Source organism: Streptomyces sp. NPDC090994, assembly GCF_044768905.1.
Classification (GTDB): Bacteria; Actinomycetota; Actinomycetes; order Streptomycetales; family Streptomycetaceae; genus Streptomyces.
In genome coordinates this window covers 50,166-64,145 of the sequence record NZ_JBIVWS010000014.1, presented here as the reverse complement: position 1 = coordinate 64,145, position 13,980 = coordinate 50,166, and the positions used below count along the sequence as shown (strand labels likewise).

The following is a 13,980-nucleotide window of genomic DNA, read 5'->3' as shown; positions in this document are numbered from 1 at the left end:
CTGAATGTCTGCCTGGTGGGACTCATGGTGCGCTTCGGCGGTGCGCCGGTAGGCTCTCGGCCCCCTATCCCACGGACAGGGATAGGGGGCCGAGAGGGAGACAGGCGGGCCGGGTTCGCTGCTTACTGAATCGTCGTGACCAGGTGCTTCTGGAAGAACTCCGACAGGTGCGTGCGTTCTCCCGGCAAGCTGGCAACGTACTCAGCAAGGCAGGCACTGACGATCTCGAAGGGCTTCGCCTGGATCCCCTGGATTGAGTCCATGAGGTCCATCATGCGAGTGAGGCGAGCGTTGACATCCTTGCGCAAGGAGCACACGGGCCGGTAGTTGTCCATGTTGGCGCTCTCGGGGTCACTGAGGATGTACCTGCGGTACGCGAGACCCTTCTGGGCGAGTTGCCACACGTAGTCCCGCTCGTCCTCCATTGCTTCCATGTCGATGCCATCCGGATCGAGCGGCTTCAGCACCGGTTCCAGGGCGGCATCGACGTAGTGCGCCGGAGTCAGCTTCGGTCGCTGGAACGTCAACATTTTCAACAGAGCCATGTCGGCGGTGCGCTGAGTGCCGACCTGGTCTGCCGTGAGGCCGTAGAGATTGATGTTGCGGTTCTCGAAGGGCACGGCGTTCAGCTGAGACGCGCTGTACACGGTCAACAGCGAGGCGTAGCCCGGTGCCTGCTGTGACAACTCAAGCATCGCTTGCTCATTGCGCTGGCGCGGTTCGTCCGGGTTGAACGGTTCGGCGGGCCTTCGTCGACCAGGCCGCCGGGCGGGGAGCCCGGACAAGGAAGCCGAGGTGCGCAAGGCCGGCGCCGCATGCCGGTCAACTCTGGCCAGTTCCGCCGTTCGCTCGGCGGGAGCTTCCTGAACCTCGGCTGCGGGCCGAACGGAGGCGCCCTCTAGGGAAGAGGGTTCACCTACTGATCCACCGCTCGGCTCTCCCGACCCGTGCAACGCCACTCGCCCATCCTCAGCGGAGTCCGCCGCAGAGAGGCCAGGTTCACCGTGGAAAGCGGCGGGACCAGGCGTCGGCGTCGGCGACACGGGAACGCGGCTAGCAGTGGGCGAAGGGTCAGGCTCGCCCGCAACAGGGCTGCGCTCCGGCTCTTCGCCCTGCTGCGGAGGAACAACAGCCTTAGCAGCGGTCGACTTCGCCGTCGTCGGAGGCACGAAGGCACGGACCGGGCGGAAGTCGTCCTCGTCTTCGTCATCGTCGTCGCCCCCGAGGTTCAGGTCGGGAACGATGAGGTGCTCCTTCTTGTCCGCCTGTTCACCCCGTTTGGCGTTGGCCTTGGGTCCGGTTCCAGTACCCGCCGTGCCAGCGGTGGACTTGCTCATGACGCTCCCTGCATCTGCTTCTCACGGAGTTCTGCGTTGCGCTGGCGCACCCGGGTGATCACCCCTCGTGCCAGTTTCGAGTAGTCGTCCGCGAGGTTGACGGACAACTGTGCATCCACGTAGCGCCCGTTTTCGTCTCGAGGTCGGGGTACCAACTCGCCCTGCTCGTCACGAAGTTGCCCGGTGGCCGCCAGTGCGAACTCGCGGGCGGGGCGGCCGTGGTTGCGGCACAAGGTAGCGATGGAGCGAGCATCGCGTACGTACTCGTCCAGAATCAGTCCAGGATCCATGCCAGCATCTGTAAGCAACTTCTCGATCTTGGCACGAACGTTGGTCAGCTCCGTGGTCGGCTCGCCCTTAACCTTCCGGAAACCCAGGAAGGCGATCGCAGTGAGCTGTGCCTCCGGGTTGAGACGCCGGTTGGCGCGAATGAGGCGTGTGACAGTGGACAGGCCCCGCAGAGCGGCATTGTCCGTGTTGTGAATGGGCGAGACGAGATGGGTGGATGCTGCCAGGCCGGCTCGCTGGATGGCTTTGTCGCCCGGGGCGAAGTCGAGCACGATCCAGCGGTACAGGTGGGAGATCTGCGCCAGAAGAAGAGCCAGTAGGAGATAGGCGGCGATGGCATGAGTGTCGGCGAGCTTGTTGATGCGACCGGTGATATCGGAGCAGTGCCTACCCGAGATCGTTGCATCCAGGAACGGTCGAACGTTCTTGACGACCTTCAAGGGACCGTCGTTGGTGATCGCATCACGGAGGGCCTTCCCGTGATCGTTGAAGACCGTTGCGTCTAGGCCCAGATCAGTCCTTCCGTCTCCGTTGGCATCGATCTCCATGTAGAGGACCGGCAGGGCGGACTTCCCTTGGCTGTCGCGGTTCGCTTGCTCCTCGGCCAACATGTAGGCCAAGTTGGTGGCCAAGGTGGTCTTTCCTTCACCACCCTTGCCGATGGTGGAGCCGATGACGTTCCGCAGGTAGGGGCGCAGTTGCTCAACGAGCGCCGCAAGCATGGCGTCATCCGACATGTCGTCGAACTCGGCGATCGCGTCGAGTCGACTCTGCAGTTCGTTGTACTCGTAAAGTTCCAAGGCTTCTCCGCCGTCGCGAGATGGTCACGAGAACCACGCGCTGGCTAGCCCACAGTGGATGCTCTGATCCGCAATCGGCCCGCGTGTCCCTTCATGCTCGGGCGTGACCATACACGGGGCAGCGAGCGTGTGTCACGTCACGTCACATCGACGTGTCGCTCGGCGTGTTGAGACCATCAAGATCATTCTTTGCCTTCCTTATTTCTAGCCCCTAAAGACGCAGGAACTCAATTAATTTGCTGACCCGCATTCCATTTGCGTGTGCGGTTAATTCGGAAGAAAGGCATTTATGGAGCTGCGGGGCATCAAGGGTGAGTGTCTGAGTGAGTAAGTGAGTGATGTATGTGATTTTGTGAAACTCGCAGGTCAGAGGGCACTTTGCCATCTCTTGACGATCGAGAAGGTGGCTGGACGCTAGGCTTGGGCGAGACGTTCCGTCTCGATTCAGGGTGTGCGCTGGCAGGTGAGCCGTGCAATTCAGTGTGTGAGGAACGGTCAGCTGCGACGAAGCGCCTTACCGGCCGATGCTGTCGCGTGAGCTTCGCCGGTCACCTCGAATTTCCGCACCGTCCGTGGAAGTGGTCCACCAAGAGACTGCGCCTGAAAGTCGTAGGCGACGTGGACCAGGAGTAGGACCGAAGGGCGGCCGAGCAGGTCCTCGGGGTCTTCCGTGCACCCGGTACAGGGTCGGCGCCACGGCGGTGGGCGTGAGAGCTCAAGGGGAACGTCTCGCGCCGGCACGAGAAAGTGCGCTGCCGGGTGTCACACCGTGGCCGAGATCAGCACCTGTAGCAGGTGAAGGGGCGCTCGCTCCTTCACCTGCTGTTGTTCTCGACCCAGGAGCGTCTCGATGACTGTCGCTGTTCCAACCTCGCCCGTACTGCCCGAGGGCGTCCTCGCCTTCGTTCGGCATCCGCCGGCCGCCCGTCTCGCACGCCTTGCCCAGGCACGTCAACTGCTGAGCGAGCCGGGGGTCCTGCCTCTGCTGGAGGAGGCCGTGCACGTTCCGCAGCTGCGTCCGGGCGTCCTCGCACTGGCTCAGGTCGATGTCTGCGATGCCCCGGACATGGTGTTCACGGCGCGGGCCGAGCACTGGATGCGTGTCGCCCGGACCACGTGGCAGGAGTCGGCGGCGTTCCTCGCCGACGTGGCCTGGCAGGCGCGGCGCGACGGCCGCCGCGTGAGCGAGGAGATCCCCCGTGCTGCTGCCCTTGCAGGCGACGCCGTGACCGCCCGCACCCGTATCCATCTTCTGGGGCTCGCGCTGCGCTACGACTTTCGACGGGTCGCGCTGGAAGAGGTGCTGCGAGCTCACCGCGGTCCCTGGGACGTCTTCAGTCACGCGCTGTTCGCGTTCGCGCTGCTCGGCCAGTCGAAGCCGCAGGGGCTGCAGATCATGGAGGAAGTCCTGGCCGACGCCGGCGACGACGTGAAGGTCCTTCACACTCTGCTGCACGGGTTGTGGCTCGGCGATGGACTGCCCCAGCGTCACCAGCACATGCTGGGCATTTTGTCTCGTCCGCCGTTCAGGGGGCGCACCGACGCTGTGGCGCTGTTCCGGGAGGCCGGCGTCCTGCGGGAGATGCGGTGCTTCGGTGAGGCCCTGGCCACCATCGACCGGGCGCTGGAACTGCTGCCGCCCGGCGACCCGGGAGTCCATGACGACCTGGTCCGGGAGCGCGCGCTTGTCCTCCTCGCCCGCGACGCGTGCGACCGGGCGCACGGCGTATCCCCTGCGCCGGCAAGTGGATGACGGCACGCCGTTCGGTGGGACGCGCCGGGCTGTGCCGTCCGGGCGGAGGCCCGGCCGAGGCCGGCCGGGCCTCCGAGTTTCAGTCCGGCATGTCCGCGTAGGCGAGGTGGGCCAGCCGCAGTACCGACGGACTGCCCAGGAGATCATCGGGGTCCCCATGGGCACGGTAGAGGGCCAGTGCCGTGTCGGCGAGGGTGAGCAACTCCTCCCGAGAGAAGACGTCGGCGGGGTTCAGGGCGTGGGTACGGCCTTCGTCGAGGTCGTCGAGGACGAGTGCCAGGCGCTGAAGGAGCGGCCTGGCCTCCGGCGGCAGCGGCGTGCGGGCGTGGACGGCATGGTGCTGCTGGTCGAGGGTGTGGCAGGCGCGGGCCAGGAGCACCAGGTCCGTCGTGGTGAGGTCGTCACGTGTGACGGGCAGGACGGCGGAGTCGGCCAGGCCGAGCACCTTCCACACCCCCGTGGGGGCGCGGCCGCCGGGACCGGGGCCGGGGCCGACGGCGCACCGAGGGCAGTGGCCGGAGTCGGTGAGGAAGTCCGCGCACCCGGCGGCGTCGCACAGGCCGGTCTCGGCGAGCGTGGTCACGGTGAAGCGCAGCCACAGCAGGCCGTCGCCGGTGCACACGTTCAGGGTGTCGGGGAGGGTGCTCCACACGCGGCCTGCGGGTTGGGTGCGCAGCACCCGGCGGGCGGCCAGCAGGACGTCCAGGCCCGGGAGTTCCCGTTGGTCGCGGTTGCCGGGGGACTGCCAGCCGTTGTCGGCACGGACGTGGACGGTGTAGTCGGCGTCGGGGTCGATCAGTTGGCGGGCGGCGGTGTAGGCGCGGTCGAGGGTCATGTGCGGGCTCCGTGGGGGAGGGGGCGGGGGTGTTCGTTCTTTCCGCCGTTGTTCACCTCGACGAGCAGCAGACCGGGCGTATGGGCCTGGTCTTCGATGTGCACGTAGGCGACATGCGCGTGGGCGCCCCACTGGGCGCGGCGGATGAGAACGCTGACGCCGTGGACCTGGATTTCGTAGACGTCGCTGGGGGCGTCGTCCTCGGGGGAGGCGTCGGCCACGGTGATCAACGCCGCACGGATGCGGTGGAGTTCGGGGTCGGCCATGGGAGTTCGAGGGGGCGTGGGTGTGGGTGCGGAGGAGTAGGTGGCGGGGTCGAGTGCGAGGAGGGCGTCGGCGACGGCCGAGGACAGTCCGCTGGGGACGAGGCTGGAGTTTTGCATCAGGGCGAGCTTGTCGAGCGGGGTAGGCGCGCGGCCGATCGCTTCGAGCACCTCCTGGTCGTCGGGGTCGTCGCACGCCCAGTGCTGGGCTTCGGCGAGGAGGGCTTCGAAGAGGGAGAGGGCTGCGTCGTGGGGGTTCATTGGGACCTTGGGTCGGGCGGGGCCGGGCCTTGCAGGCCCGGCCCCGAAACGGAATGGGGGAGCGGTGGGGTGAGGGGCTTGTGTCAGGTGGTGGCCGGCTGCTTGTCGGCCGACCGCTGGGCGAGGGCGGCGCGACCCGGTTCGGTGATCAGGCAGACGTTCCCCTGGTACTCGGCCAGGCCCGCCCGGACGAGCCGGGAACAGGTTGCGTGGGTGTGCCCCCGGGTGCCGACGAACCACGCCATGGCGGTGGAGTCGAGCGGGCAGGCATCGAGCTCGGCAAGGGCGTCCCACATTGAGGGCGTCATGCGATGGACGGTGGATTCGGTGACGGCGACCGTGACGGTGGTGCGCGTGACGGCGGTCAAGGCCCTGGTGGGGGTGAGGGTGTTGCCCATGGCGTGGGTCCTTCCGGGGGCGGGCGGGGGCCGTGCGGCGGACGCGGCCCCCGACGGGCGGGCTGTGTCAGGCGATACGGAGGCCGGACGGGGCGAAGGTCACCGTGAGGACGTCGTCGTCGCCCACTTCGTGCTCCAGGGCGTGGTCGACAAGGAAGTTCCGGCACTGGCCCGCCCAGCCGAGGTCGACGGTCCGCTGGGTGCCGTCGGCCAGCACGACCTGGGTCTCGTCGGCGAGCCAGACGTAGCCGTTGTCCTGCTCCGTGGTGTCGAAGGAGGCCGAGACGGGCGCGCCGTGTTCGGCGAAGGTCTTCTTGTCCAGTGCCGCACGGACGGCGCCTTCCACGTGCCGGGGCAGCACCTGCTCGATGTGCGCGCTCATCAGGCGCTCCGCCCGGTGGTAGACGGCCAGCAGCGTTTCGAACGGCAGCTGGTCGTCCAGCTTGACGGGGGCAGACTTGAGCGAGTCGCGGATCAGGTCCACGACGGCGTTGGCGGCGTGCTCGGTGTCCTGAGCGGTTTCGGTGGTCTGGAGTACGGCCAGCGGCTGGGAGTCGCCGGCCTGGACGGTCAGGTTGCCGTTCGCCTCCACGGCGACGACGAAGCCGAGGTGCTTGCCGTCGCGGTGCCGGATCGAACCGGTGGTTTGCGAGGGCCTGGTCTGCACGAACTCCCAGTCGTGGCCGAGAAGGTCGACGATCGCCGCGCCGAGTACTGGAAAGCCGGAGACGGTGCTGGTCATGCGGGTGGATCCTTCCGAGAAGGGAGGTCGAGGCGTGGCCCGTATGGGCGGGGGCGGGCGGCGCGCGTGTTCGTCCCGGCGCGCGGCAGCGCCGGGGGTCAGGCCAGGGCGGGGTCGCGGATGGTGTCGGCGACGCGCTGCGCGAGTGCGGGCAGGCCCTCCCCGGCGGTGCCCCAGAGGATGTGCCGGTGGTCGTCGCTCTCCACGTACAGTTCCGGGCTCATGTCGCCGACGTCCCCGACAGCCAGGAGGTAGTCCTCACCGACGGAGTGCTGGATGAGACCGCTGGTGTTGTGGAGGCCGGGCTCCGCCTGCCAGCCGCTTCCGAGGAGGTGAGCAGCGGCGCGGGCGATCGCGAAGACGCTGAACTCGTGCTCGGCACCGGGGTTCGGGGTGTCGCTGCGGGCCGCGTCGTCGAAGAGGGCGACGGCGGCGAGGACGGCGTACTTGACGGTGCGGACGTCCAGCGGTGTGGGGGCCGTGCTGGTGGCGAACGTGTGGTTGACGTTCTGGATGTGCTCGTGGGCGTGGTCGCAGGCGAAGTAGCTGTCGGTCCACGGCCCGGGGATCTCACGGTTGCGGCGGGCGTAGTGGCTGGAGTTGGCGTAGGCGGTCATCTTGCTCATGGCGCGGCTCAGGTCGCACAGGGTGCCGGCGGTCGGATCGGTGACGAACGGCGTCAGTGCGGTGCGGACGGCCGTGGCCAGTTCGGATGCGGGGGCAGGGTTCATCGGTGCTCCGTACGCGGCAAGGGGGAGCGGCGGTGCGGCTCCAGGGGCGTGTGGGATGGAGGGGAACGGCGCCCTCAACACGGATGACATTACACATCGAAATGCAAATAAGCAACAACAGTGAGGAGTGTAGGCCGTACCTCTGTCCTCAGGGGAAGCCGGCCACCGTGCGGGCCTGCCCGTTCACGGGGCTTGTGGAGCACCGCCGTTCAGTCCGAACGAGACGGTGGAGCCGTCGGTGGCCCGGAGCCGCCTCCCGGAACTACCCCCTGAGCACCGCGTACTACGAGGTGGCTGGTGGCTGGCTGGGGTGGTCAGGAAAGGCGGACGACGCCGAGGTGAACGCTCTGGCCGCACGGCAGGCTCCCTCGCCCGTCCAGTCCGCTGTCGGTGCGCCATGTCCGGACGCGTTCCAGTCCCGCCCCGGCGGCAGCGGCGACGCTCTCCAGGTCATCACCGCACGCGGCTGTCGCCAGCAGCCGGACCGTGAAGCCCTGACCGTCGTCCTCGACCCACAACTGGGCCCCCGACAGCAGCTCCTGGTCCAGTGCGGCCGTCCACGGGGCCAGTGTCCTCAGCAGTGAGGCTCCCGCCGCCGTCGATGTCGCGCGGAGCCCGGTCGCAGTGCCGCGCACCGGGGCGTCCACGGCGGCGACCAGGACCACGTCGTCTTCCAGATCCGCCGTGATCACACCGTCGTCACGAGCGTCGGTCCGGCCGGCCGCCTCGCTGCCCGTCGCTACTGCAAGCCGCGCCATGCTCACGGAGGCGGCCGGTCCGCTCGCGCACACCTCCGCCTGCACGTCCCCCTCGCTCATGCACAGCCGGACCGGTTCCAGCGGGCCGCATCCATCCAGCAGGTGGGCAACCACTTCCACGCAGCGGGCCAGGGAGAGTGACATGGCCGCCATTCTCGCCTTCGCGAGGCCGAGGCGTTGCGTTGCCCGGCCAACGGGTCTTCGTCCCTGCGGCAGGCCGTCCGGTTTCGGACAACGCCGGAGCCGGGCTGATCCGTGCGGCTAGCATGACCGGGCCAGGAGAGCCGGTCCTGGCGGGATTCTCCCCGCGAGCGCGGGGACGCGGCCCGCTCCGGTACGGGCCGGTCGTCATGCCCGCCAAGGGCTCCCGCCGCCTCCTGGAGAAGCCGTACCGTGCGCACCCTCACCATCCCGCTGAACACCGCCTCGCCGCGCGCCTGTCTGGTCCTGGACGACACCCCGGCAGGCGTCGCCCTCTCGCTGTCCGAGCCGGATTTCCGCACCGTCCGCGACCAGCTCGTGCACACCGCAGCCCTCGCCCGTCACCATCTGGCAGAACTGGGCGAGTTCCTCCTCGGGTGCCCGGATCCCGACTACGAGCCCGGACCCGGCCACGACCGGGCCACCTGGCTCGCTCACTTCGTCGCCGGCGGACCCCGGCCGCCTTACACCGTCCTGGACCTGCGGCTCAACCGCGGCCGCGTGGACGCACGGTCCGGCCCGCCACAGGGCCTCCTGCGCAACCTCGGCCCGGCAGGCAGCCCTCTGCTGCTCGCGGCCCTCAACGTCCCCGTCCTGCGGGCCGGCGAGGACCCGGCAGATCACGCCGCCAGGGCCAGGACGTACCTCGGGCACGTCCACCGTCTCGGCGACCGGCTGGTCCGCACCCGCCCCGCGGCCGCCTGAGCCCTCTCCCACCGTTCCTCCCGCAGAAGGGGAAAAGCCCATGACCGCCAACCGCCCCACCGTCATGGCCGACACCATCCGCCCGGCCCTGCCGACCCCCCTTCACGCCAGGCTGTGGAACCAACTGGCCCGAGGCGTCTTCCGCGGCTCCGTCCGCCGCGACGGGGCCCCCGGGCGGCGCCTGCTCGACCTCGCCCGCCAGTGGGAAGAGGAGGGCCTGGTCACCGTTCACGCCCTGGGCCGTGGCGCCTGGGTCGCCGACCTCGTACCGGCCCTGCGCCAGCCGGCCGAACCGACCAGGGCGCCCGCAGTGCGGCTCGGCGTCCTGGGCGACCAGTACCTCGACCGGACACGGGAGTCCGACTTCGACCGAGCAGCCCTGGACGCCGTGAAACCCGCCGTCTGCGACGTCTTCGGAGACGGAGCCCGCCACTTCACCTACGAACCCGTGCGCACCGACTCCGGCGAGCTGGCGGGGTGGACGTGGAAGCACCTCCACCGCGCGCACTGGGTGACCGTAGACGCGGAAGTCTCCCCCAACGACATCACCGATGAGGAGATCGCCGACTGGAACGCCGCGAAGTGGCCCTTCCCCGTCTACGACCCCGCCCCCGCACAGCAGGCGGTCCGCGCCGCGTACGAGGCCCACCGAGAGGTGAGTGCCGCAGCGAAGACGGCCGCGCGCCGCGTCTGGCCGGCCGCGGCCGGGTTCCGGCCCGTCAAGGAAGAGGGCGAGACGATCGGATACCTCTTCCGCACAGGCCCCTTCGATGCCCTCCACGCCTGGGTGGCGGCCGACGGCAGCGCCGTCGATCACCTCGGCCACGACTACATGTCCAATCCGCTCAAGGCCCTGCGCGGCGCCCGCCAGGCCGCCGCCCGCCAGCGGGCCGCCGCAGCCGTCGGCCGGCAGCCGCTGCCCTACCTCGACGAGGAGCAGGCGCGCTCCGTCCTGGACGAGCCGGACCGCACGGCGGCCCTGTACCCGGTCGTCGACCATGGGCAGTTGCTGGGCTACCTCGCGCGGGCCGGCAAGGGCATGGCGCACGGCTACGGGTGGGTCACCGCCTGCCGCTCCCGCCACATCCGCTTGGAAGACACCCGGGAGGACGCTGAGACAGTGCTGCACGCGGCCCTGGCCGAAGATGTCGCCCAGGGCCGCACCGCAAGCTCGGAGCCCCGCGCCCTGCAGCCGCAGATGCTCCTGCTGACCGCCGCCGCGGCCCGGGAGAAAGCAGACGGCGCCGCCCCCGCCGGGACGATCACCGTGGGCTGGGCGGAAGTGCGCACCGACCCCAGCGATGAGCTGATCGGCTGGGAGTACGGTCTGCTCCCCCTCACCGAGGGCGCGCTGCCGAGCCCTCGGTGGATCACCCGCCACGGCACCCTCAGCACCGACGTCCGCTACCCCCACCTGCACACCCAGCGGCTGCGCGAACTGACCGAGCAGACTTCCGCGCAGCGCGAGGTCATCGAGATGAGCTACGCCCACGCCGTGGCGAAGGCGTCGACCATCCCCTCCTGACACCGGGCACGCTCCCGGTCGGCGGTCAGCTGCCCGCGGCGGCCGTGGGCCGGGTGTCGGTGACCGGCCTGAGCCATGGCACCGCGTCGTGGGCGTAGCTCTGGAACTCCGGGACGAGGTCCGAGGAGTCGTCCAGGGCACTGAAGTTGAACGCGATGCTCACGGCGCCGTCGTCCAGGGCGCACAACTGGCTCCCGCAGTCGGGGCAGCGCCCGCGCCGGGTCTCCTGCGGGTAGGTGTAGAACCAAAGCGGCTCCCGCCCGCTCCACACCAGCCCCACCAGAGGGAAAGAGACCCACGACATCACCGGCCCGCCGCTCAACTTCTGGCAGTGCCGGCAACTGCACAGGTGGGGCGCGTCAGGAGCATCGGGCACCTCGAAGCGGACGGCCCCGCACAGGCAGCCGCCGCGGCGTACGGCGGACGGCGAAGAAGAAGCGGTGGTAGTCACGGGCTGCTCCCAGGATCGAAGACCGGCGGCACGAACGCACGTGCTGCCCACGTACACCTCTACCGATCGGGCAGCAGTTCGGTTGCTGTCTTGCGGACCGGTTCACCAGGACGTGTGTCTCTGGGCTGGAAGCCGCGACGGGAGAGGGGTTCCACGGGACGCGTCGGCCTCATCGCAGCGCTCGTGGAACCCGGCGTTGTGGACACGGGAGCGGTGAATCCGTCCGTACGGAGCCCGCGTTCCAGCCGTTCCGGCAGATGCGGAGAATCACGCCAACTCCGAGGCGCGTGCGCGCTGCCCCCTTCACCGACAGCAGCAGATGGTCACGAAGCAACGGCCGGCCCGACTTCGTCCTCGTAGTAGCGGAAGGGCGCGGCGACCAGACCCCCCGGCGGGCAGGTAGTAGCGGTACATCTGAGCGGCCCGGATGACCATATCCACTGTCATCCAGACCACGCCACACGGCTCTGAACTGCAAGAAGAGGGCGATCAGCAGGACGTCCCGCCAGGCGGGAGAAACGGCCGAACTCTCTTCACCAGGGCCCACCGGGCGGGAAGCGGCGCCGGGCCGGACGCGAATGTCATCGCTCTCCGGCAGCACGCACACCACGACCCGGACGCCACCAATCAGCACCACCGAGCATCACCACGCGCCAAGAGACGAGCACCAAGGAAGCACCGCTACAGCAGCCCCCGGCATCCGTCGGGGGCTTCGTCGTGCTGCCCGGAGGAACCCACCGTGCCGACCTTCGAGACCCTCCCCCGCTTCACCACCGACCTCCAGCACCTCACCCCCGCCCAGCGCCAGCGCTTCCGCCGCGTCGTACGGGAAGCCTTCGTCCCCGACCTGCGCACCGGGCGCTTCCGGCCCGGACTGCGCATCAAGCGCGTCCGCTGCGCCCCGGGCGTCTACGAATTGACCTGGGCGCCGGACGGCCGCGCAACGTGGTCCTACGGCCGCGAGCGGATCGCGGGACCGCACATCGTGTGGCACCGGGTCGGGACCCACAGCATCCTGGACCGGCCCCTGACCGAAGGCCGTCTTGCGGGGCAGGGCCGCCGGTTGGTTGGCTGATCGTCCCGATGACCAGGAGGGGACACAACGTGGCAGCGAGCGAGACCGTGACCGAGTCGGATCACCTGAAGTCGTTGATCATCAGCACCGCGTCGGCACTCTGGGAGGACAAGGACGCGCTGGGCAAGTTCCTCAACGTCGTCCGGCGCAGCGAGACCTTCGCCCCGCTCGCCGACACGCTGGAGCGGTCCGAGGTCCGGCCCGCGAAGCCCTCCTTCTACGGCGTGACCAGCCGCGAGTTCCAGGAGTGAGCCCCGGCCGGGCGCGCCGGCCTCCGTACGAGCACAGAACGGCGGCGGCCTCTCACCCTCTGTGGGTGGGGGCCACCGCCATTTCCAGTGGAAACGCTCAGGCCGCCAGGTCGACGAAGCCGAGGTGCGTCATCACCTTCCGGTAGTCCACGGAGGGCACCGAGTTGGGCGGGAGGAGCGGCAACGGCACCTCGTCCTCGTAGAGCTTCTTGGCGTCGGCCGAGTACCGGATGTAGGGGAGCAGCACGAAGCTGTACATGCCTTCCGGGGGAGGTCGGTCGAGTGGCTGCCCCGGAGCCGCGTTCCCTCGGTCCGGGCGCCTTCGCGAAGGCGCCCGGGTGGCAGTGGGTTTCGCGGGGCCGGTCAGTGGTGGGCCCTCGCCGCCTCGGCGGTGAGCTCGTTGTGCACACGCAGTGCCGCCGTCGCGTACTCCACGGGCGACGGGTTGGCACCCTGCACGTCCGTCATCGCCGCCAGGAAGCGTGCGTAGCGGGCCTGGTCGGCGGCGTCGATGACGTCCTCGATCAGCCTGAACGCGCTCGTCGCGAAGCGCCTGAGGGCCAGTGGCCGCGTCTTGCGGCCGGCCGTGCCCTGCTTGTCGCGCTCGATGACGCACTCGGCGTGTGTCTCCGTCACGGCGACAACGCGCAGCATCCGCTCGCGGTCGACCATGTCGGGGGCCATGTCCTGCCACAGCTGTCCGACCCGGACGGGGCTGGCGGTGGACGAGACGGGGGAGGGGCTGGCGCTCATGGGGAACTCCTCAACGGGGGCGAAGGGTTGGTGCCGGGCGGCGGGCGCGCCCGGGGACGAGCGTAGGAACGGGGGTCTCAGGCCGTGGCCCCGGGGGCGGGAGCCTTGCGGATGCGGAGGTTCTCCGCCTGGATCTCGGCGCAGAACCTGCCGATGAGCACCCACAGCGGCATGGACAGCCCGTCGAGCTGGTCATGGAGGAGCCGGGCGGCTTCGTGCATGCCGTGCTGCGCGCGGACCACGTCCGTCTCGTCCGGGCGGCGCACCGTGCGCTCAAGGCACCGGCCGGCGCGAAGCACGTGGTCGTGGGCCTCGCGGCTGACCGTCTCCAGCCGCAGCGGATGTGCCGGGGTGAACCGGGACGGCGGCGGCGGGGCCGGGTCGAACGCGGTCAGGCGGGCCGCGCTGAAACGCGTCGCCCACAGCTCCACCATGTAGACCGCAGCAGCCTGCCAGGCGGCCTCGTCGTGCTCGCCGGTGCGTTCCTGGAACGTCGTGATCGCCCGGTCGAGGAGGGCCTCGGCGCGCTCCAGCGCGGCGCCGTGGCCGAGACGGAAGTCCTCCAGAGCCTTGGCTGCCTCGATCACGTGCACCTGGGCTGCGGGGGCGTGATCGGTGAGACTGCGGCGCATCAGGATGTCGCCGGCCTCCACGACGATCCTCGACCCCGCAGCAGCGGGTTCCCCTGGCTCGGGGGACAGAAAGGGCATGGTGCGTACTCCTCAGGTGTCATGTCGGACGCGGGAGGAAGACCCCGGCGGGCCAGGAGACGGGGAAGTTCCGGTGTGCACTGCCTCCTTGGGCGCGACCGCTGTCTTCGCGGCGGCCCTGACCAACAAGCAATGACAATACA

Annotated in this window: 17 protein-coding genes; 5 read left to right on the top strand and 12 right to left on the bottom strand. The window is 69.4% G+C overall.

All coding sequences use genetic code 11. The features are described 5' to 3' along the window. Positions 1 to 122: 122 nt before the first annotated feature. Together ACIQR3_RS25805 and ACIQR3_RS25800 are read right to left on the bottom strand one after the other, a co-directional pair. Positions 123 to 1,337 (bottom strand): hypothetical protein, encoded by a 1,215-nt coding sequence (locus ACIQR3_RS25805; protein ID WP_403542885.1) that lies wholly within the window; start codon positions 1,335 to 1,337, stop codon positions 123 to 125. After that, a complete protein-coding gene (locus ACIQR3_RS25800) occupies positions 1,334 to 2,425 on the bottom strand; it encodes an AAA family ATPase (protein WP_403542883.1) in 1,092 nt (363 codons plus the stop codon). The genes ACIQR3_RS25805 and ACIQR3_RS25800 overlap by 4 nt, the downstream gene beginning before the upstream one ends. A gap of 850 nt (positions 2,426 to 3,275) precedes the next feature. On the opposite strand from ACIQR3_RS25800, the gene ACIQR3_RS25795 reads away from it, so the two are divergent. After that, on the top strand, positions 3,276 to 4,178 hold the full coding sequence (locus ACIQR3_RS25795; RefSeq protein ID WP_403542881.1) for a hypothetical protein: 903 nt from the start codon (positions 3,276 to 3,278) through the stop codon (positions 4,176 to 4,178). A gap of 79 nt (positions 4,179 to 4,257) precedes the next feature. Here the strand turns inward: ACIQR3_RS25795 and ACIQR3_RS25790 are convergent, their stop codons facing one another. The 6 genes from ACIQR3_RS25790 to ACIQR3_RS25765 all read right to left on the bottom strand — a co-directional run bounded on the left by ACIQR3_RS25790 (position 4,258) and on the right by ACIQR3_RS25765 (position 8,310). Continuing rightward, entirely contained in the window at positions 4,258 to 5,013 is a 756-nt protein-coding gene (locus tag ACIQR3_RS25790) for a hypothetical protein (protein WP_403542880.1), read from the bottom strand. Beyond that, on the bottom strand, positions 5,010 to 5,537 hold the full coding sequence (locus tag ACIQR3_RS25785) for a hypothetical protein (RefSeq protein WP_403542878.1): 528 nt from the start codon (positions 5,535 to 5,537) through the stop codon (positions 5,010 to 5,012). The genes ACIQR3_RS25790 and ACIQR3_RS25785 overlap by 4 nt, the downstream gene beginning before the upstream one ends. Before the next feature lie 83 nt (positions 5,538 to 5,620). Continuing rightward, the gene (locus tag ACIQR3_RS25780) at positions 5,621 to 5,935 is read right to left on the bottom strand and encodes a hypothetical protein (RefSeq protein WP_403542877.1); all 315 of its coding nucleotides are present in this window, start codon (positions 5,933 to 5,935) and stop codon (positions 5,621 to 5,623) included. A gap of 67 nt (positions 5,936 to 6,002) precedes the next feature. Further along, positions 6,003 to 6,677: a hypothetical protein gene (locus ACIQR3_RS25775; RefSeq protein ID WP_403542875.1), complete on the bottom strand. Its 675-nt coding sequence runs from the start codon at positions 6,675 to 6,677 to the stop codon at positions 6,003 to 6,005. 98 nt (positions 6,678 to 6,775) lie between these two features. Further along, the gene (locus ACIQR3_RS25770) at positions 6,776 to 7,408 is read right to left on the bottom strand and encodes a hypothetical protein (protein WP_403542874.1); all 633 of its coding nucleotides are present in this window, start codon (positions 7,406 to 7,408) and stop codon (positions 6,776 to 6,778) included. A gap of 314 nt (positions 7,409 to 7,722) precedes the next feature. Beyond that, on the bottom strand, positions 7,723 to 8,310 hold the full coding sequence (locus ACIQR3_RS25765) for a hypothetical protein (RefSeq protein WP_403542872.1): 588 nt from the start codon (positions 8,308 to 8,310) through the stop codon (positions 7,723 to 7,725). A 249-nt stretch (positions 8,311 to 8,559) separates the two neighbouring features. Between ACIQR3_RS25765 and ACIQR3_RS25760 the strand changes: the two genes are divergently transcribed. Together ACIQR3_RS25760 and ACIQR3_RS25755 are read left to right on the top strand one after the other, a co-directional pair. Beyond that, positions 8,560 to 9,072: a hypothetical protein gene (locus ACIQR3_RS25760; protein ID WP_403542870.1), complete on the top strand. Its 513-nt coding sequence runs from the start codon at positions 8,560 to 8,562 to the stop codon at positions 9,070 to 9,072. A gap of 40 nt (positions 9,073 to 9,112) precedes the next feature. Next, a complete protein-coding gene (locus ACIQR3_RS25755; protein ID WP_403542868.1) occupies positions 9,113 to 10,597 on the top strand; it encodes a hypothetical protein in 1,485 nt (494 codons plus the stop codon). 25 nt (positions 10,598 to 10,622) lie between these two features. On the opposite strand, the gene ACIQR3_RS25750 is transcribed toward ACIQR3_RS25755, so the two are convergent. Beyond that, entirely contained in the window at positions 10,623 to 11,048 is a 426-nt protein-coding gene (locus tag ACIQR3_RS25750) for a GFA family protein (RefSeq protein ID WP_403542867.1), read from the bottom strand. A gap of 739 nt (positions 11,049 to 11,787) precedes the next feature. On the opposite strand from ACIQR3_RS25750, the gene ACIQR3_RS25745 reads away from it, so the two are divergent. Together ACIQR3_RS25745 and ACIQR3_RS25740 are read left to right on the top strand one after the other, a co-directional pair. Continuing rightward, a complete protein-coding gene (locus ACIQR3_RS25745) occupies positions 11,788 to 12,123 on the top strand; it encodes a hypothetical protein (protein WP_403542865.1) in 336 nt (111 codons plus the stop codon). A 29-nt stretch (positions 12,124 to 12,152) separates the two neighbouring features. After that, positions 12,153 to 12,374 carry a hypothetical protein gene (locus ACIQR3_RS25740; protein WP_047181537.1) on the top strand — a complete coding sequence of 74 codons (222 nt, stop codon included), beginning with the start codon at positions 12,153 to 12,155 and terminating at the stop codon, positions 12,372 to 12,374. Positions 12,375 to 12,471: 97 nt separating this feature from the next. On the opposite strand, the gene ACIQR3_RS25735 is transcribed toward ACIQR3_RS25740, so the two are convergent. From ACIQR3_RS25735 to ACIQR3_RS25725, 3 genes are all read right to left on the bottom strand, one after another. Next, positions 12,472 to 12,633, bottom strand: coding sequence for a hypothetical protein (locus tag ACIQR3_RS25735; RefSeq protein ID WP_403542863.1), 162 nt, complete (start codon positions 12,631 to 12,633; stop codon positions 12,472 to 12,474). A gap of 104 nt (positions 12,634 to 12,737) precedes the next feature. Continuing rightward, positions 12,738 to 13,127 carry a DUF6354 family protein gene (locus tag ACIQR3_RS25730; protein ID WP_403542861.1) on the bottom strand — a complete coding sequence of 130 codons (390 nt, stop codon included), beginning with the start codon at positions 13,125 to 13,127 and terminating at the stop codon, positions 12,738 to 12,740. A gap of 77 nt (positions 13,128 to 13,204) precedes the next feature. Then, entirely contained in the window at positions 13,205 to 13,837 is a 633-nt protein-coding gene (locus ACIQR3_RS25725; protein WP_403542859.1) for a hypothetical protein, read from the bottom strand. Between the last annotated feature and the right edge of the window lie 143 nt (positions 13,838 to 13,980).